General features: G+C 53.2%; 20 protein-coding genes. 12 read left to right on the top strand and 8 right to left on the bottom strand.

Features of this window, described 5'->3' with window-relative positions; translation table 11 throughout:
• Positions 1 to 74 precede the first annotated feature (74 nt).
• The 7 genes from hmeg3_RS08410 to rpsF all read right to left on the bottom strand — a co-directional run bounded on the left by hmeg3_RS08410 (position 75) and on the right by rpsF (position 5,000).
• A complete protein-coding gene (locus hmeg3_RS08410) occupies positions 75 to 1,082 on the bottom strand; it encodes an inorganic phosphate transporter (RefSeq protein WP_094566212.1) in 1,008 nt (335 codons plus the stop codon).
• An 89-nt stretch (positions 1,083 to 1,171) separates the two neighbouring features.
• Positions 1,172 to 1,798 carry a DUF47 domain-containing protein gene (locus tag hmeg3_RS08405; RefSeq protein WP_016833914.1) on the bottom strand — a complete coding sequence of 209 codons (627 nt, stop codon included), beginning with the start codon at positions 1,796 to 1,798 and terminating at the stop codon, positions 1,172 to 1,174.
• 123 nt (positions 1,799 to 1,921) lie between these two features.
• Positions 1,922 to 3,328, bottom strand: a complete 1,407-nt coding sequence (locus hmeg3_RS08400; protein ID WP_050476054.1) for a replicative DNA helicase — start codon at positions 3,326 to 3,328, stop codon at positions 1,922 to 1,924.
• A 179-nt stretch (positions 3,329 to 3,507) separates the two neighbouring features.
• Positions 3,508 to 3,960: a 50S ribosomal protein L9 gene (gene rplI / locus hmeg3_RS08395; protein ID WP_094563333.1), complete on the bottom strand. Its 453-nt coding sequence runs from the start codon at positions 3,958 to 3,960 to the stop codon at positions 3,508 to 3,510.
• Between the two features lie 26 nt (positions 3,961 to 3,986).
• Positions 3,987 to 4,271, bottom strand: coding sequence for a 30S ribosomal protein S18 (gene rpsR, locus hmeg3_RS08390; protein WP_007882558.1), 285 nt, complete (start codon positions 4,269 to 4,271; stop codon positions 3,987 to 3,989).
• Positions 4,272 to 4,303: 32 nt separating this feature from the next.
• The gene (priB, locus tag hmeg3_RS08385) at positions 4,304 to 4,597 is read right to left on the bottom strand and encodes a primosomal replication protein N (RefSeq protein ID WP_094563332.1); all 294 of its coding nucleotides are present in this window, start codon (positions 4,595 to 4,597) and stop codon (positions 4,304 to 4,306) included.
• A 34-nt stretch (positions 4,598 to 4,631) separates the two neighbouring features.
• Positions 4,632 to 5,000, bottom strand: coding sequence for a 30S ribosomal protein S6 (gene rpsF, locus hmeg3_RS08380; protein WP_007882559.1), 369 nt, complete (start codon positions 4,998 to 5,000; stop codon positions 4,632 to 4,634).
• A 252-nt stretch (positions 5,001 to 5,252) separates the two neighbouring features.
• Between rpsF and lexA the strand changes: the two genes are divergently transcribed.
• The 10 genes from lexA (at position 5,253) to hmeg3_RS08330 (ending at position 15,372) form a co-directional block, all read left to right on the top strand.
• Positions 5,253 to 5,912: a transcriptional repressor LexA gene (gene lexA, locus hmeg3_RS08375; RefSeq protein WP_094563331.1), complete on the top strand. Its 660-nt coding sequence runs from the start codon at positions 5,253 to 5,255 to the stop codon at positions 5,910 to 5,912.
• Positions 5,913 to 6,106: 194 nt separating this feature from the next.
• Positions 6,107 to 8,071, top strand: coding sequence for a tetratricopeptide repeat protein (locus tag hmeg3_RS08370; RefSeq protein WP_094563330.1), 1,965 nt, complete (start codon positions 6,107 to 6,109; stop codon positions 8,069 to 8,071).
• A gap of 332 nt (positions 8,072 to 8,403) precedes the next feature.
• Complete coding sequence (locus tag hmeg3_RS08365; RefSeq protein WP_094563329.1) at positions 8,404 to 9,492, top strand: flagellin; 1,089 nt, start codon at positions 8,404 to 8,406, stop codon at positions 9,490 to 9,492.
• An 82-nt stretch (positions 9,493 to 9,574) separates the two neighbouring features.
• Positions 9,575 to 9,934: a flagellar protein FlaG gene (locus tag hmeg3_RS08360; protein ID WP_094563328.1), complete on the top strand. Its 360-nt coding sequence runs from the start codon at positions 9,575 to 9,577 to the stop codon at positions 9,932 to 9,934.
• Between the two features lie 239 nt (positions 9,935 to 10,173).
• Positions 10,174 to 12,249, top strand: a complete 2,076-nt coding sequence (fliD, locus tag hmeg3_RS08355) for a flagellar filament capping protein FliD (protein ID WP_094563327.1) — start codon at positions 10,174 to 10,176, stop codon at positions 12,247 to 12,249.
• Positions 12,250 to 12,276: 27 nt separating this feature from the next.
• Entirely contained in the window at positions 12,277 to 12,696 is a 420-nt protein-coding gene (gene fliS, locus hmeg3_RS08350) for a flagellar export chaperone FliS (protein ID WP_094563326.1), read from the top strand.
• A gap of 47 nt (positions 12,697 to 12,743) precedes the next feature.
• Positions 12,744 to 13,079 carry a flagellar protein FliT gene (locus tag hmeg3_RS08345; RefSeq protein ID WP_094563325.1) on the top strand — a complete coding sequence of 112 codons (336 nt, stop codon included), beginning with the start codon at positions 12,744 to 12,746 and terminating at the stop codon, positions 13,077 to 13,079.
• Positions 13,080 to 13,081: 2 nt separating this feature from the next.
• A complete protein-coding gene (locus tag hmeg3_RS08340) occupies positions 13,082 to 14,257 on the top strand; it encodes a flagellar hook-length control protein FliK (RefSeq protein ID WP_094563324.1) in 1,176 nt (391 codons plus the stop codon).
• On the top strand, positions 14,244 to 14,531 hold the full coding sequence (locus hmeg3_RS08335) for an EscU/YscU/HrcU family type III secretion system export apparatus switch protein (RefSeq protein ID WP_094563323.1): 288 nt from the start codon (positions 14,244 to 14,246) through the stop codon (positions 14,529 to 14,531). The genes hmeg3_RS08340 and hmeg3_RS08335 overlap by 14 nt, the downstream gene beginning before the upstream one ends.
• Positions 14,532 to 14,613: 82 nt before the next feature.
• Positions 14,614 to 15,372 (top strand): flagellar brake protein, encoded by a 759-nt coding sequence (locus hmeg3_RS08330; protein ID WP_094563322.1) that lies wholly within the window; start codon positions 14,614 to 14,616, stop codon positions 15,370 to 15,372.
• A 181-nt stretch (positions 15,373 to 15,553) separates the two neighbouring features.
• Here hmeg3_RS08330 and fliE read toward each other — a convergent pair whose 3' ends face one another.
• Entirely contained in the window at positions 15,554 to 15,895 is a 342-nt protein-coding gene (gene fliE / locus hmeg3_RS08325) for a flagellar hook-basal body complex protein FliE (protein WP_369828880.1), read from the bottom strand.
• Between the two features lie 268 nt (positions 15,896 to 16,163).
• Between fliE and fliF the strand changes: the two genes are divergently transcribed.
• Entirely contained in the window at positions 16,164 to 17,933 is a 1,770-nt protein-coding gene (gene fliF / locus hmeg3_RS08320; protein WP_094563320.1) for a flagellar basal-body MS-ring/collar protein FliF, read from the top strand.
• Positions 17,926 to 18,921: a flagellar motor switch protein FliG gene (fliG, locus tag hmeg3_RS08315; RefSeq protein ID WP_007882580.1), complete on the top strand. Its 996-nt coding sequence runs from the start codon at positions 17,926 to 17,928 to the stop codon at positions 18,919 to 18,921. Before fliF ends, fliG begins: the two co-directional genes overlap by 8 nt.
• Positions 18,922 to 18,953 lie beyond the last annotated feature (32 nt).

The following is an 18,953-nucleotide window of genomic DNA, read 5'->3' as shown; positions in this document are numbered from 1 at the left end:
CGCAGCAAACAAAAAAGCCACCGCAAGGTGGCTTTTTTGTTATCCGGGGAATACGGAGAATTGGGGAATTCGACTTACAGAATATGCATGCCGACCCACCAAGCGATCGCAGCAACAAATGCCGACGCGGGAATCGTGAAAATCCACGCCCAGACGATATTGCCCGCTACACCCCAACGCACTGCCGACATCTTGTGCGATGCGCCCACGCCGACGATGGCGCCGGTGATGGTGTGTGTCGTCGAGACCGGCACGCCCATTGCGGTTGCGATGAACAGCGTGATGGCGCCACCGGTTTCTGCGCAAAATCCACCGACCGGCTTGAGCTTGGTGATCTTCTGGCCCATGGTTTTGACGATGCGCCACCCACCAAACAAGGTACCCAAACTAATCGCGCAATAGCAGCTGATGATGACCCACATCGGCGGATTGTCAGTGCCCGAATATCCTGCCGCAATGAGCAGCATCCAGATGATGCCGATCGTTTTTTGCGCGTCATTGCCACCATGGCCAAGGCTATACATGGATGCGGACAGCAACTGTGCACGACGGAACCAGCCGTCAACCTTGCGCGGCGTCGAGCGCACGAAGATCCATGACACCAGCAGCATCATGATGGAACCCAGGATAAAGCCCAGCAACGGCGACAGCACGATGAAGATAACGATCTTGATCAGACCGGAAGCCACCAGCGACCCTGTACCAGCCTTGGCGACTGCAGCGCCGACCAGACCACCGATGAGCGCGTGCGAGGACGACGAAGGAATACCGTAGTACCAGGTCACCAGATTCCAGAAAATCGCACCGACGAGCGCACCGAACACAACGACGTGATCGACCACCGCCGGATCAATCGTCCCCTTGCCCACTGACGCGGCAACGTGAAGCTGATGAAACACGAACACCGCGGCCAGATTGAAGAATGCCGCCATTGCCACCGCAGTCTGCGGACGCAATACGCCGGTGGAGACGACCGTCGCAATCGCATTTGCCGCATCATGGAAACCGTTCATGAAATCGAACAGCAGCGCCAGGACAATCAACAACGCAAGGATGTGAAAACTAATTTGAACTGTATGCATGAATGAACCGTTATCTTGAGAGGCATCGGCAACATCTGATTGCGCGGGCATTGAAACCCGGCGCAATCAATGGCGCTCAATGGTGAAAATCAGGCATTTTCAACGATGATGCCTTCGATGATGTTGGCGACGTCTTCGCAACGGTCGGTAACGGTTTCCAGAATTTCATAAATCGCCTTGAGCTTGATCAGGTTGCGCACATCAGGCTCATCACGGAACAATTTGGACATTGCAGCGCGCATGACGTGATCGGCATCGGATTCGAAACGGTCGATTTCTTCGCAGATGGCGAGGATCTGACGCGAGTTGTCCATATTGTGCAGCAGGCCGACAGCTGCCTTGACCTTCTCTGCACAGGCCAGGCAGAGTTCCGCGAGGCGCTTGGCTTCAGGCGTAATGGCCTTGATGTCGTAAAGCGAAATGGTCTGCGCGCCATCTTCCAACAAGTCGAGGATGTCATCCATGCGCGTAATCAGCTGGTGGATATCATCGCGATCAAGCGGCGTGATGAAGGTCTTGTGCAGCAACTCAATCGTATTGTGAGTGACTTTATCGGCCTGCTTTTCCAGGGTCTCGATCGCATGCACGCGAATTTCCAGATCGTCGAAATTGGTCATCAACGCGACCATTTCCTTGGCACATTTCACGCCCAATTCAGCGTGCTGGTTGAAGAGATCAAAAAATTTGCCCTCGGTGGGCATCAGGCGTCCAAACATGTTCCACTCTCTTATGATTAATTAGTGCTGCACTTACACAATAAGGATCGCCTTGTCGACGACCTTCATTGCCTGCATTTGTCCATCCGGGTAACCCCGAAGATGAACCCAAGCGTCAGGATGTCAGTCGCCGCCGTAAGGCGAGGCCAGACTACCGACGTAGTTGTCGTACTTGGTAAATTGCCCCAGGAAGGCAAGGCGAATACTGCCGATCGGGCCGTTACGTTGCTTACCGATGATAATTTCGGCGGTGCCTTTATCTGGCGAATCCGGATTGTAAACTTCATCCCGGTAAATGAACAAAATAACGTCAGCATCCTGCTCGATAGCACCGGATTCACGCAAATCGGACATCACCGGACGTTTGTTCGGGCGCTGTTCCAGTGCACGGTTCAACTGGGACAAAGCGATCACCGGACAATTCAGTTCTTTGGCGAGGCCCTTCAGGCTTCGCGAAATTTCAGAAATTTCAGAGGCGCGATTTTCACCGCTGTTACCGCCGCCGTTACCGGACATCAGCTGCAAGTAGTCGATGATGATCAGACCGAGTTTGCCACATTGGCGCGCCAGACGACGCGAGCGTGCACGCAATTCAATCGGGCTCAATGCAGGGGTTTCATCGATGTAGAACTGCGCATCGTTCATCTTCTGGATGGCGTGCGTCAGGCGTGGCCAGTCTTCATCAATCAGACGGCCGGTACGCAGACGATGCTGGTCAAGACGACCTACCGAGCCCAACATACGCATCGCGAGCTGAGCGCCGCCCATTTCCATGGAAAACACGGCAACCGGCAACCCGCTATCGATGGCAACGTTTTCACCGATGTTGATGGAAAACGCGGTTTTACCCATCGAAGGACGGCCTGCGACAATGATCAGATCGCCGGGCTGCAAGCCGGAAGTCATCTTGTCGAGGTCAATAAAGCCTGTTGGCACGCCGGTAATGTCACTGGTGCTGTCGCGGTTGTACAGCTCGTCGATACGCTCCACGACTTGCGTGAGCAGCGGCTGAATCGCCAGGAAGCCCTGCGCACCACGCGAGCCTTCTTCGGCAATAGCAAAAATCTTGGATTCCGCTTCGTCGAGCATTTGCTTGACGTTCTTGCCTTGAGGATTAAAGGCATCGCCGGAGATTTCGTCGGAGACGGTAATCAGTTTGCGGAGCACACCGCGGTCGCGAACGATTTCAGCGTAGCGGCGGATATTGGCTGCAGACGGCGTATTTTGTGCCAGCGCATTGAGATAACTCAAGCCACCAACCTCTTCGGCCTTGCCGCTGGTCGACATCGCCTCGTAGACGGTAATGACGTCCGCCGGCTTGCTTTCGTTGATCAGCTTGACGATGTGCTGGAAGATGATGCGGTGATCGTAACGATAAAAATCGTCCGCACTGACAAAGTCAGCGATACGGTCCCACGCAGCGTTGTCCAGCATCAAACCACCCAGGACGGATTGTTCGGCTTCGATGGAGTGCGGTGGGACACGCAGAGATTCTATTTGCGGATCGGAAGATGCGTTCATGGCGCGCATTATACCTGCTAAGAGTGGTCGCTTCAGGAGCGGCGGCGAATTTAGCCGGTTTTGACAATCGAAATACAGTAAAGCTTTCTGCCGGTTTGTCCTTAGGGCAAGGGGCCAAATCCGGCACAATAAAAAAGCCAGGCGAACCCGGCTTCTTTATTCAGTACATGAAACGAGTTCAGCGTAAATTACGCGTGCTCGCCCACGACAGCAACAGTCACGTCAACCACGACGTCGGTATGCAAAGCAACCGAAACAGCGTGCTCGCCAACAGTCTTGAACGGACCTTGTGGCAGGCGGACTTGCGACTTTTCAACAGGGAAACCTTGCTTTGCCAGCGCGTCAGCGATGTCAAAGTTAGTTACCGAACCGAACAAACGACCGTCAACGCCGGACTTTTGCGAGATTTGAACAGTCAGGCCGCTCAGCTTTTCGCCTTGAGCTTGTGCTGCTGCCAGCTTTTCAGCGGCTGCTTTTTCCAGCTCAGCGCGCTTCGCTTCGAATTCAGCGATCGCTGTTGCTGTAGCACGGCGAGCCATGCGTTGTGGGATCAGGAAGTTACGTGCATAACCGTCTTTGACGCGGACAACTTCACCCAGGCCACCGAGATTAACGACTTTTTCCAACAGAATAACTTGCATATTTTTCTCCTATATCTCGTCGTCAATTAGGCGTTGTGCAGATCAGTGTACGGCAGCAACGCGAGGTAGCGTGCGCGCTTGATCGCTGTGTCAACTTGACGCTGATAGTGTGCTTTGGTGCCGGTCAGACGTGCTGGCATGATCTTGCCGTTTTCTTGCACGAAATCCTTCAGAGTGTCGACATCTTTGTAATCGACTTGCTCAACACCTGCTGCCGTGAAACGGCAGAATTTTTTGCGCTTGAACAGCGGGTTTTGCTGTTGGCGTTTTTGCTTCAACTTGCTTTTATCGAACTTTTTACCGAATGCCATGTGAGGCTCCTGATATCTAAAATTGAGTGGTTCTAAACTACAGATTCAAAATCAACGATGTGAAACACGAGGCTTTTGCTGTTGCGATTTCTACGTGCCATGAAGCCGGTGAATTTAAGCATCTCACCGAGACCGGCCCGATTAAGCCGACCTGAAATTTCGCCTGCAGCGAATGCAGTGATTTCAAACTCGACCAACCTTTTGATGCCTGCTTCCGCTTGTTCCGACTGGTGCTGCAGTTTTGCAGTCACTACCGGTATGCCCGCCGGGGTGTAACGTACAACGTCACGTTCGGCGATGATGGCAACAAACTGAAACTGGTTCACTCTCCCTGGTACTTTTCTATCGCAGCGTCAGCAATTAAGCTGCTGGTGCTTCTGCGCGATTGCTCTTTGCTGCATCTTCCTTTTGAACAGCCTTCAGGATTGGCGAAGGACCAGTTTCAGCCTTCTTCATCTTGACTGTCAGGTGACGCAACACAGCATCGTTGAACTTGAAGCCGGTTTCGATTTCGGCCAGAGTTTCGCCGTCAACTTCGATATTCAGGCAAACGTAGTGCGCTTTTGCCAGTTTTTGGATTTGGTACGCCAATTGACGACGGCCCCAATCTTCGACACGGTGAATCTTGCCGCCGCGTGCAGTAACGATGCCCTTGTAACGCTCGATCATCGCTGGAACTTGCTCGCTTTGGTCCGGATGGACGATAAATACGATTTCATAATGACGCATGTAGACTCCTTTATGGACTGATTAACAAATCGCCCACCTCGGCGTCAAGACGAGTGTGGGAACAGGAAAGTCCGCAATCATACAACACTAAGCCAAAAACCTCAATACATTCAGGCATTTGCTGTTGGATTGGCGCCCGCAACAAGTCTTCTTGCCGATGACATGATTTCAATATTGCAGATTGACACTGCTTTATAACTGTATAAAAATACAGACTGTTTATGCAACCAGCATAACTTCCCGAAAGCCCACATGCTCAAACTGACTGCTCGCCAGGAACAGATCCTGAATCTGATCAAAGACGCCATCGAAAATACAGGCTTCCCGCCGACGCGCGCAGAGATCGCAACCGAGCTCGGCTTTCGATCCGCGAATGCGGCAGAAGAACATCTGCAGGCGCTGGCGCGAAAAGGCGCCATCGAAATTTCTCCCGGCACGTCACGCGGCATTCGCCTGCGGGACAACTCCTTGTCGTCGCTGACAAACAGCGGCCGCCAGATGGCGCTACCCCACCCCGCCCTGATGCAGCTGTCACTTCCCCTGATCGGCCGCGTCGCCGCCGGCTCACCAATCCTTGCGCAAGAACATATAGAGAGCAACTATAACGTTGACCCAGCTCTCTTCTCAGCCAAACCGGATTACCTGCTGAAGGTGCGCGGCATGTCGATGCGTGACGCTGGCATCCTTGACGGAGATCTGCTGGCCGTTAAAAAGACAGACCAAGCTCGCAACGGTCAGATCGTGGTCGCCCGATTGGGTGATGACGTCACGGTCAAACGTTATCGAAAAACAGGCTCGTTGATCGAACTGTTGCCGGAAAATCCCGATTTCAACATCATCAAGGTCTCCGCAGAAGAGGAGAACTTCGCGCTGGAAGGCCTTGCTGTCGGCTTGATGCGCAGCTGGAACTGATAGCGCACTTCCCACTTAAAATGCACACAGCCCGCTAATTGCGGGCTTTTTTACGTCTGTTTGTACAATCAAATGAGAAAATTGCATCATATGATATGCACTGATTAATTGCGCCGTCGCAATGGCATCGCCCTCCTGCAATGCATGGAATGAGAACGATCGCCTGAGACGTCATCATCTGCCAAGGATTTCCAATGTCAACGCGTAGCAGCAACAAGCCAGTCAAAAACACTTCTCACAACCTTAAAGATTTGCTTGCCGTTCGTGAATGCCTCGGTTTTCTGGATGACCACAAAGTCGCCGAAGCCAAAACTCTATGCGCCCAAGTACTTAAACGCGCCCCTAATCTGGTTTTCGCCAATCACGCATGGGGATTAATCGCAATGCGTGAAAACAACTATGCTGAGGCCGAAAAATCCCTGCGCAAAGCCCTGACAGCAGACCCTGAAAATGCCGAATACCTAACCAACTTGGGCGGAGCAGTTCTCAGCCAAGATCGTATTGACGAAGCAATTGCTATTTACGAAAAAGCAATTGAAATAGATACGGAAAGCAAGGAAGCACGCATTGGCCTGGCAAATGCTCTCCATGAGAAGAACGACGCCGATGCATCCATCGCGTATTTTGAGGATGCAGTAAAGCGCGCACCAGATGCGCCAGGCCCGCTATCCCACTTGGGGAAAGCACTCATCGACGCAAAACGATACAAGGAAGCGGTAGCTGTTCTGTTGAAGTCAATGGAATTACAAATCAACTTCGCTCCTGCACATACTAATCTCGGCATAGCCTTTCAAGAGATGAACATGCTTAACGACGCGCTGGAATGCCACAAAACGTCGCTCTTGCTGAATCCTGATGACATTTACGCGCAATACAAGATCGCAGATACCTATATAAAACTGAAAGAGTTTGACAAAGCTCACGAGCATTACGAGCGCGTCATTGAGCTTGCTCCCAAGGACCCTAACAGTTACACCAAGCTAGCGTCGAGCTATTTTTCGCATCAGGATCGCTACGAAGATGCGATGAAACTCTTTCAACGTGCCCTGGAAATCGACCCGAAACATGCGGTAACAGTGAACAATATCGGCGCTACGATGTACGACTATGGCGAAACCTCTGCCGCGCTGCAATATTTCAAAGACGCAATGATTCTCAAGCCCAATTACTTGACTGCGCAACATAATCTTGCACTTGGGCAGCTATTGGCTGGCGACCTTAAAGAGGGCTGGGCCAATCACGAGAGCCGACTGGAGGTAAAAGAGCGTCGCTATGTCTATAAGCTGATCCATAAATTGTTCAATCTCATTCCAAAATGGGACGGCAAATCCTCCCTGCAGGGAAAACAGATCCTGCTGATGCACGAACAAGGCTTCGGCGACAGCATCCAGTTCGTACGGTATGTGCACACGCTACTAGCGCAAGGCGCGCGGGTGGCATTGCATGTCAAGGATCCGCTGGCCCGACTGTTTCGCAGCGTATCTGAGCAGGTTACGCTTGTCAGAGAGGATGACCCGCTGCCGAAGTGCGATTGCGCCTATGTACTAATGAGCCTGCCGCACGCCCTTGGAACCGACCATGTTGAAGATATACCCTCGTATCCCTATTACTTGTCCGCAGATCCCATCGACATCGCCAAATGGGCCGACAAAATCGACGCTCTCTCGGGCAATAAAACTGATTTACGCGTCGGATTTGTCTGGGCCGGCAATCCGGAACACGGCAACGATCGAAAACGATCGATACCACTGGAAACGTTTGCACCTCTCTTTAATGTCTCTGACGTTAAATTTTTCTCGATTCAGAAGGGTCTTGCAACCCCGGATTTGGCAAAATTGCCCAAAGACTTGCCTGTTTTTAATATCGGAGACGATTTCACCGATTTTGCCGATACAGCAGCAGCGATGGCGAATCTGGACCTGATTATCAGCGTTGATACTTCGGTCGTCCACCTTGCCGGGGCACTTGGCCGGCCCACATGGACACTCCTGCCTCACACCCCAGACTGGCGCTGGCTGAAAGAGAGAGAAGATTCTCCCTGGTATCCGAGTATGCGTCTTTTCAGACAACAAGAGCGCGGCGACTGGCCTTCGGTAATTGCCAAAGTATCGTCAGAACTTGCCATCGTGAGAGACAAGAAAAAACAAAATCTCGCCTAATTAACAACTTATTCCGAACGCAAATTGCATTGCGCCAACGTTCCCAATAGCGCAATGCAACTCCCCCGGCCCAACACTCCGGGAATTTTTACAGAAATACCCATTAAAGTTTTCCGGAATCGGGTCGAAATAAGGTTTGCTTGACGTATAAAAGCACGCAGTTTTAGATCGGACAGCATTGGAAAAAAATTTTTTGCGATAAACATTAAACTTTTTCCGATACCGTCCGATATAGCTAACAACAGCGGTTTGAACGCCTGAGGCTTTAGGTAAAAACCAAAGTTAAGCACTGAAACTCGGATTTATCGGCCTCAAATCTTAGGAGAATTAACATGGCATCAGTCATTAATACCAATATTGCGTCGCTTAACACGCAACGCAATTTGAACACTTCGCAATCGTCCCTGAATACTTCGATTCAACGTTTGTCTTCCGGCTTGCGCGTCAACAGCGCAAAGGACGACGCGGCCGGCCTGGCAATTGCCGACCGTATGAACGCACAGGTCAAAGGTCTGGCAGTTGCACAACGTAACGCCAACGACGGTATCTCCCTGGCTCAAACCGCTGAAGGCGCACTGAGCACAGTTACCGACAACCTGCAACGTATGCGTGAACTGGCAGTTCAAGCAGCTAACGGTTCGAACAGCGCACAAGATCGCAAAACGCTGAACGACGAATACAAGCAACTGTCGGACGAAACATTCCGCGTTCTGAACGGCACAAGCTTCAACGGCCAAAACCTGTTCACAGGTATCGGTTCCGGCGCCAGCGCTGGCACAGGTTCGGACAATGCTAACGTTTCTGCTTCCTTGACACTGACTTTCCAAGTCGGCGCCAACGTTACCGACAACAAGCTGAACGACCAAATCAGCATTTCCTTGTCCGACTTGTCGAACGATTCGACAATCGCCAACGTTATCGGCACCAGCGCCAAGGGTCTGATCGGTCTGGGCTCGACAACTTCGGTTGACGCTGCTCAAGTGACTTACACTTCGGCCAAGGCGGCTCTGGACACCCTGTTCTCAACTGGTTCGACATTGACAGCAAGTGCACTGGCTGCTTCGGCAGTGACTCTGCAAGCCGCTATCGACACCGCTAAACTGAGCTTGGACAAGGCAATTTCCGATCCATCGGCACAAAGCGATGCTCAAAAGGCGATCAAGAACCTGGACAACGCGATCAACCTGATCTCGTCCAAGCGTGCAGAGTTTGGTGCTGTTCAAAACCGTTTCACAGCCGTTATCAGCAACTTGCAGATTTCGAGCGAAAACATCACCGCATCGCGCAGCCGTATCATGGATACCGACTACGCGGCAGAAACAGCAAACCTCACACGTGCGCAAATTCTGCAACAAGCTGGTACGGCGATGTTGTCTCAGGCGAACTCTGCACCGCAAAGCGTCCTGTCGCTGTTGAAATAGTCTTAAGAGCTATGTAGGATGAAAGTGCGGGGAATATGTATGCGTACGTATTCTCCGCATGTTCCTTTAAGGGAGTAACACCATGTCGATTTCCCCACTTAATATTACTGCAGCTGGTGATTCTGGCTCTTATACGCCAACCCAGACTTCAACTACAAAACCAGATCCGGTGGTATCGACTGTTGCACCTGCGGCAACAGCGCAGTCGCAACGCTCCAGCGAGGCTGATGTAGCAAACGCAGTAGACAAGCTGAATGACTTCGCAAGCAAGAATGCGTCGGCAATCACTTTTTCCAAAGATCAAGATAGCGGCAAGACGGTTATCAAGGTCATTGATACGGCAGACAATACTGTTCTTCGTCAGATTCCAAGCCAGGAAGCAATTGAAATCGCGAAGTCGATCGACAAACTGCAAGGCTTGTTGATCAATCACAAAGTTTGAGTCTGGTACGAACTGCTGGCGCACCAGAAATATCCATGCGCAAACAACCTATTTGCGCATGTCATATTTCGCATCGGCAATTCATAGCAGATTTATATATCACCTTGTATGTGCAAGTTAGTGCTGGAAGTCATCCTCGGATGGTAACGAATCGCACTGACGCATGCCCTATTGTGCGTTCATCGCTTGGGTTTCCGACATCAGCACATCGCATTTGCATCTAGAAATCAGGAGATCACATGGCCACTTCCACCGGGACAATTACCACCTCAGCAGGTCCCCTTGACGTCGCCACGCTCGTCTCGAAGTTGATGAGCGCTGAAAGCAGCGTTCTCACTCCGCTGACACAGCAGGCCAGCAGCTACAACAGTCTTATCTCTGCCTACGGCAGCCTCAAAAGCACGATCTCGTCATACCAAAGTGCTCTGAACGGCCTCACAGCTGCAAGTTTCAGCGCGCAAAAATCCTCTGTTTCCAACAGCGGAACAGGCACAACCCTTACTACTGATCCGTTCACAGCCGACGTCAATACTGACGATTCGACAAAATTACTGGCGCAGAGAATTCAATCGGCAGGCTTCACCAGTTCGCAGATCTTCAATGCAGGTGATTCCATCGCCATCAAAGTCGGCACCAATGCGCCCACTTTTGTTACATTGCAAGCTAACGCGACACTCTCTGGAGTACGCGACGCGATCAACGCAGCAAAAACCGGCGTTACCGCAAGCATTACGACTGACGGCACTGGCGACCATCTGGTTCTGGAGTCGAATACTGCCGGCACGGCCAATACCATCAAAGTGCAAGCGAATAACAGCCTGTCTGCACTGGCTTATGATCCATCAAGTTCCACACCGAGCACCGTAACGCAGATCCAGGCACCTCGCGATGCGACTGCGGCTGCCTCGGGCAACTATACAATTGCAGTCTCTCAGCTTGCACAAGCACAAAAAATTACCTCCACCGGTTTTTCGTCGAGCGCGACATTCAGCTCCGGCATCCTGGCGATCAAGACAGGAAATGGATCTACTGCGATCATCAAGCCGACCACAAATACCCTGGCCGGTGTACGCGACGCCATCAATGCCAGCGATGCAGGTGTCAGCGCAACTATCGTCAGTGACGGCTCCAGCGCCCACTTGGTGATTGCCGCAAAAGACAGTGGCGCAGCCAATTCGATCCGTGTTACCGGCACAGGCGACTATTCCGCACTGTCTTTTGATCCGAGCGGAAAATATACTTCGCCAAACGTCGCGACCGGCCAGACTTTTGATGCGACAGCAGGCGGTCTGACATTGAATGTCGGAAGCACCACGACCACCATTCCGTTGAGCGGTGCAGGCCAGACTTTGCAAAACGTCCGAGATGCCATCAACACCGCAAACGCAGGTGTCACAGCCACCATCACCAACGATGGCACCAATGATCATCTGGTACTGACACCTTCCGGCACCGGTGCGACCAGCCCTGTGTCCTTGACAGGTACCGGTGATTTCGCGACCTTGAGCGGCAGTACCATGGGTCAATTGCAGGCAGCGCAAGACGCCAAGCTAAGCATTGACGGCGTGAGTGTCACCAGCCCGACCAACAAGGTCACAGATGCAATTTCCGGTGTAACGTTGAACCTGACAAAAGTTACAACTGCGTCAGACAACTTTACACTCAACATCAGCAACGACACCAGTGGCATCGCCAGCACTGCGAACACTTTTGTATCGGCTTACAATGCGTTGGCCAAAGCAATTACCGGACTGACACAACAAACGCCATCGACCACGCCAGGTCAGGTGGGCACTTCGTCGCCTTTGGCGAGCGAGTCATCAGTCCAAAGCATGATGAGTCAGTTGCGCACCGCCCTCTTAGGAAGTGTTACCGGCGGCAATGGCATCAGCTCGCTGTCGGACATTGGCATCGGCTTCCAAAAAGACGGCACGCTGGCGCTGGACGCTGCGAAACTGACAACCGCGACGACCAACAACTTCGCAGGCATTGCCAACCTGTTCACATCTACTGCCGGCACCAATGCAGATGGCACCGCAAATACAACAGGTACCAACGGTGTGCTGACCAATTTGCAAACCTTAGTAAATGGTTTTCTCGCAGATGGCGGTATCATTGATACTAAGACCAAGGGTTTGCAGGCCAGCCTGAAGATCAATACGGATCGGCAGGCTGTCATCAACACGCGCTTAAGCAACATGCAGGATCAGTACACGACTCAGTTCAATGCATTGAACGTCACGCTGGCCAGCATGGCGTCGACACAAAGCTACCTGACGCAACAGTTGGCGAATCTGCCAAAGGCCGGTGGCTAATCGTTATATTGAAGGTGGGAGAAGATAATGTTCGGAACCATGCAACGTGGCGCAAATGCGTACGCAAATATTGGCGTGGAGACCGGTGTCGTCGCAGCGAGTCCGCATAAGCTGATCACCATGCTGTTCGATGGCGCCTTGGTAGCAATTGCCATGGGTCAAAAATACATGAACGCCGGCGATATTAAAAAAAAGGGTGAGTCGATCACCCAGGCGATTCTGATCATCGAAAGCGGCCTGCGTGCCAGTCTGAATAAAAACGTCGGCGGTGAAATTGCACTGAATCTGGACGCTCTCTACGAATACATGGGCCGACGCCTGTTTGCAGCCAATGTCGAAAACTCTCAAGAAATTCTGGAGGAAGTGCACGGCCTGCTGGATGGCCTCAGAGACGCTTGGGAGACTATCGGCCCCAATGGCACCAACCAGGCTCAGGTTGCAGCTTAATCTGCCGCCCTCAATAATTCGCAACAAATACTCGCGAAAGCACAACAATGGACGGAGCAGAAGTTATCTCCCTTTATGAAGCGGTTGCAGAACTGACCGACCAGATGCTTGCCGCTGCACGCCGGGAAGAATGGGATTTGCTGTCAAAACTTGAGGCGGATTGCGCCCACGTTGTCGATATCCTGAAAAAACATGAAGCGACCGTCACGCTGACTGATGACCGGCGCGAGCGCAAGATCGAAATCCTGAAAAAAATACTCGAAGACGACCGTGATATCCGCAACCTGACGGATCCCGGCCTGAAGAAGCTTGCCACCCTCATCCAAAGCACCAGCACAGAACGCAAACTGGTTAAGGCCTACGGTAGCACCAACCGAGGTTAGCGATGATACCTCGGGCCGACATCACTAACACGGTCCAGCCCGTAGCTGCCGTTGTAGCGCCGACGTCGATCGTTTCGGTCGCAGATGCAAAAGAAGAAGCCTTTAGCAGGCTTGCTCAGATTGCCATCGGGCAACAACTGCAAGGCAAAGTACTGTCGACCTATAACGACGGTTCATATCTGGTCAGAATCGCCAACACGGCTGCCCGCATGGTTCTGCCGACGGCGACCAAAACTGGTGACTCTCTGTTGCTGACCATGGTCAGCAAAGACCCCCGCCCAACCTTCCTGCTCACCGAAACCAGCTCTGACGCTGAAGAGGAAGGCGCCTCGGTCTCGCTCAGCGTGGCAGGCAAGGCAATGGAGAAGGATCTGCAGTCGCTCAAAACGACACCGCAAGGCCTTCCCACCATCGTCGGGCGCAACGGCTTAGTCGGCGACGAAGATGCTAAACAGGCCGCCCAAAATCCAACCGCTGCTCCGGAAAGTACTAAAACTTCGCTCAGTCCAGCCGGTAAGCTGGTTGATGCCCTGTTGCACGCTTCAGAAGAAAGCGATCTGCCCACGGCCATCAAACCCAATGCCCCGCTCGTCAGCAATCCGACAAATACCTCGCAGCTGGCCGGTGCCCTGCACGACTCCATCGCGTTGAGCGGGACTTTCTACGAATCCCATGTCGCAGCATGGGCAGAAGGTCGCCGACCGCTTTCGGAGCTGCAGAAAGAGCCTCAGGCCCAACTTGCCCAGCAAGTGCAAAGCAGTAGCACTTCGGATTTGCTCAATAGCGCCGACCCCGCTCACACCCAGCTGGGCCAGATCATCAACCTGCAACTCAATGCCCTTGAGCAACAGCGCCTCGCCTGGCATGGCGAAGTCTGGCCAGGCCAGCACATGGAGTGGGAAGTCAGCCAGGATTCATCCGAATCACCGCAGCAAAATGAGCAGGACAGCGGCCCGACGCCCAGTTGGCATAGCGTTGTTCGCTTCAATTTTGCCAATCTGGGCAGCGTTTCCGCCTCAATACATCTGATCGGACAGCAAATCCACATGCAAGTCCGAACTGACAGCGATGTTACCGCTGCAGCGCTACGCGCCAACGGCAGCATGCTATCTGACGCCATGGCTGCGGCAGGTTCTTCTCTTGACTCATTGATTGTGAAACGGGATGGAAAAACCTAATCTCCCGCTCCAGAACGCGGTCGCGCTAGCCTACAATGCCAACCAGGCAGCGCCCCGCGTAGTGGCCAAAGGCAGCGGCCTGGTTGCCGAGGCCATCATCGCCCGCGCCAAGGAAAGCGGTGTTTATATTCACGAATCAAAAGAACTGGTCTCCTTGCTGATGCAGGTTGACCTGGACCAGCAGATTCCCCCTGCGCTTTATCGTGCCGTTGCGGAACTTTTAGCCTGGTTGTATCGCATTGAAAATATGCAATTGGATCACAGTGATGTATGATTAGGGGTTAGATTAGCAACACACCCCTTCGGGATGGAAACTCATCCTTCCATCCTTTGATTTGAGACGCATAGACGCACAGATGGCAAATAACGACGACGAGATCAAAGACGACAGCCCGTTTCGAGTACATTCCCGACGGGAGATTGTGTCATTGCTGACCAGCATGATGGAACGCAATCAGCTCCTGAGCCTGCTCATTAAGGGTGGCTCGGAATCTATCATCACGTCGATTCTGGATATTGACAGCGACGACGACAGCGTTGTGATCGACGCTGCACCGAGCACCATGCTCAACGAAAGCATCCTGCAAAGCAATCGCATTGGTTTCGAGGCCGTCTACAACAACATCCGTATTACCTTCAACGTCGATAAAGCCCAGAAGTGCCTGTATCAGGAGCGCCCAGCACTCAAGATTGCTATTCCGGCAAGCTTGGTGCGCCTGCAGCGCCGTGAATATTTCCGTATTGCGACGCCTATCGCCAAGCCATTGCGCTGCACTTTCCGGGTGACGCGCGAAGACGGCTCGTTCACCACGGTCGTCACGCTGCTCAACAACATCAGCGCCGGCGGCATCGGCATCACCGATGAAAAGAAACTGCTTGATACGACCCTTGGTCGCATTTACGAAGACTGCTCGCTGGAAATGACCGACAACACTGTTGTCACGGTCAAACTGCAGATTCGCGACTGCAAGGAAGTCAAATTGGCCTCCGGTAAAACAGTCAATCGTTTCGGTTGTGAGTTCGTCGACATTCCACGTGCCGTTCTGGCCGCGATTCAGCGCTTCATTACGAAGCTCGAGCGCGAACAAAACGCCAAAGCGTCCGGCATGATGTAATCGCCTGTGGCGGGCAGTTCACCCGCCTCTCACATGCAACAACTTCACCGATACTCACAAACGAGTTGTTGGTACAAAACAAAAAAGCTGCCAATGGCAGCTTTTTTTATTGCAAGAAGGCATAAGAAACACAGAAAAGCGGAAGCATAAATATTCCTCCCCGCCCTCCATGCCCAACAACCTACACTTGCATCGTCATGATGTCACGATAAGCGGAAACCAGCTTATTGCGGACCTGAACAGTTGTCTGAAAGGAAATACTGGCCTTTTGCATGGCAATCATGACATCGGACAAATTGATGTTGTCGTCGCCCATGGAAAAGCTCTGAGACATTTTCCCTGCTTTTTCCTGCGAAGAATTCACCTCATCGAGAGAATTCTTCAACACAGAGGCAAAATCAACGCGCGTCGCAGGTTTTTCGGTTCCGGTGATGCTTTCAATCGGAGCAACGTTGCCTTGCGCACGTGCAGCAGCGGCTTTCAGCTGCGCCACCATTGCGTCAATTCTGCTAGTATCAATCATGCTAACGGCCAATTTGCACCTCTTCGAATTCAATTCCACGACAGACGATTGCGCACCGCAATCACACTTCCCGCTTCTACAACGGCAGATTACCACGCGATCCTTCGCGACTCGCAACAATAAGCGGGGAAATAGCCATTCTGTTCCATAGATCAAATTTTGGCTCTGGCAGGACAATCCACACTAAGCAAAAAACCTATATGGGTAGGGAAGCAGTGAAGCAAATCATACAAAGCCACAAGCTCGGCGGCACACGCAAGGGGAAATCATGGCGGTAGCAGCCGACGGCACGATGACCAACGACGGCAACACCTCCGCCACTGAAGGCGCGGTTTCTGGCGACACATCGTCACAGGAAGCGCGACGCAGCGGCGTCGTAGGCTATGCGCAGTCGCCACAGGGACGTCGCGTTTTGCTGATGGTCGCAGCAGCGGCCGTCATTGCACTCATGATCGGTATCTGGATGTGGAGCCAGAAGACCGAATATCGTGTTTTGTTCTCCAATTTCTCTGACCGTGACGGCGGCGCCATTGTTGCCTCGTTGCAGCAGATGAACGTCCCTTACAAGTATTCCGAAGGCGGCAGCGCGATCCTGGTTCCGGAAACCATGGTGCACGATGCCCGTCTGAAGCTGGCCGCACAGGGTCTGCCCAAGGGCGGCAATGTTGGTTTTGAACTGATGGAAAACCAGAAACTCGGGGTTTCCCAGTTCCTGGAACAAGTCAATTTCCAACGCGCTCTCGAAGGTGAACTGGCGCGCTCGATCCAATCCCTTTCAGCCGTACAGGCAGCCCGCATCCATCTGGCCCTGCCCAAAGCCTCCGTCTTCGTCCGCGATCAGCAAAAGCCGACTGCGTCGGTCATTCTGAGCCTCTACCCAGGCCGCATGCTGGATCCACAGCAAGTCAGCGCCATCGTGCATCTGGTAGCCAGCAGCGTCCCCGAACTGTCACCCAAAGCCGTCACCATTGTTGACCAAAACGGCAACCTGCTCTCCGATACGACGACCAAGCAGCCCGGTAACAGCCTGGATCCGACCCAGCTGAAATATGTTCAGGATCTGCAACAAGACATCGTCAAGCGCGTCGAATCAATCATCGCCCCTATCGTTGGCAACGGCAACGTCCGCGCTGAAGCGACCGCAGACGTCGATTTCTCGCGCAGCGAACAAGCCGCCGAAACCTACAAGCCGAATCAGACTGCCGATACTGCTGCAGTGCGTAGCAAGCAAAGCAGCGAATCGCAAAACGGTAGCTCAAGCACTTCCGGCGTTCCTGGGGCACTGACCAATCAGCCTCCTGCTCCTGCCACCGCGCCAATCACCAATCCGCCGGTTGCCGGCGCAGCAGCGGGCGCTGCCGGAGCTGCAGCAGCAACCCCAGCCACCACCAATGGCACGTCGCATAAAGACGCGACGATCAACTACGAAGTCGACAAGACCGTACGTTACGTGCAGCAGCCAATGGGCGGTGTGAAGCGTCTGACAGTTGCCGTCGTCGTCAATTACAAGCGCACAGTTGACCAGACCGGCAAGGTCGTCATGAAGCCGTTGACCGAAGCCGAACGTGGCCAGATCGCTGACCTGGTGAAAGAAGCGATGGGTTACAACAAGGATCGCGGCGACTCGCTCAATGTTGTCAATACGCAATTCAACAGCGATGCAGAGCCTGAACTGCCGCTGTGGAAGCAGCCGGACATGATCCAGTTGGCCAAGGAAATCGGCAAATACGTCTTGCTGGCCGCGGTGCTGCTCTACCTCTACTTCGGTGTTCTGCGTCCGATTATCTGGAAGATCACCGGCAAGGAAGAGAAAGAAGCCCAGGCCCGCGCCGAAGCGGAAGCCGCCGAAGCCGCTGCTGCCGCTGCCGCCATGTACGATCCGGACAATCCGGATGCCGTGGTCAACCTCTCCGGCGAAGCTGGAGAACTCGACGAACGCGCTGCTTACAAGGCTAATCTTGAGACCGCCAAGCAATGGGCCAAGAATGATCCTAAACTGGTGGCAAGCATCATTAAGACATGGGTGAACAATGAGTAACGAAGGCGTTGAAAAAGGTGCCATCCTGATGCTCGCTCTGGGCGAGGACGAGGCCGCCGAAGTCATGAAATACCTGGGCCCGCGCGAAGTGCAAAAGCTTGGCGCCGCCATGTCGGCCATGAAAAACATCAGCTTCGAAGCCATCAACGAAGTGCTGATCGAATTCGTCGGCGAAACCGGCCAGGCGTCCTCGCTCGGCCTGGATTCGGACGAGTACATCCGCAGCGTGCTGACCAAGGCGCTGGGCGACGACAAGGCCACGTCCCTGCTCAACAGGATCCTCGGCGGCCGCGACGCCAGCGGTATCGAGAGTCTGAAGTGGATGGACGCGCAGTCGGTCGCCGAACTGATCCGCAACGAACACCCGCAGATCATTGCGACCATCCTGGTCCACCTTGAGCGCTACCACGCCTGCGACATTCTGAACAACTTCACGGAGCGCCTGCGTAATGACGTAGTCCTTCGTATCGCAACCCTCGACGGCGTGCAGCCGGCCGCGTTGCGGGAATTGAATGACGTTCTGACAAAACTGCTGACCGGCAACGAAAGCCTGAAAAAACAGCAAATGGGCGGTATCCGCACTGCGGCGGAAATCCTCAACTTCTTGTCGGGCGAGAACGAAACATCCGTCATGAACAATCTGCGCGCCTACGACGAAGACATGGCGCAAAAGATCATGGACGAAATGTTCGTGTTCGAAAATATTATCGACATCGACGGCCGCGGCATCCAGCTGCTGCTGCGCGAAGTCCAGTCCGAATCGCTTATCGTCGCGCTCAAGGGTGCTTCGCAAGGTCTGCGCGACAAGATCTTCGGCAACATGTCGCAGCGTGCTGCAGAAATGATGCGCGAAGATCTGGAATCCAAAGGCCCTGTGCGTCTGTCGGAAGTCGACGCGCAACAAAAGGCCATTCTGCAAATTGTTCGTCGCCTGGCCGACGAAGGTCAGATCGTGCTCGGCGCCAAGGGCGAAGATGCGTTCATTTAAGGTCGCCACGACCGATGCGTGCGCCCTACCCG

The organism is Herbaspirillum sp. meg3 (genome assembly GCF_002257565.1).
Taxonomy (GTDB): domain Bacteria; phylum Pseudomonadota; class Gammaproteobacteria; order Burkholderiales; family Burkholderiaceae_D; genus Herbaspirillum.
The sequence above is the reverse complement of the archived record's forward strand: the minus strand, read 5'-3'. Positions and strand labels throughout refer to the sequence as shown.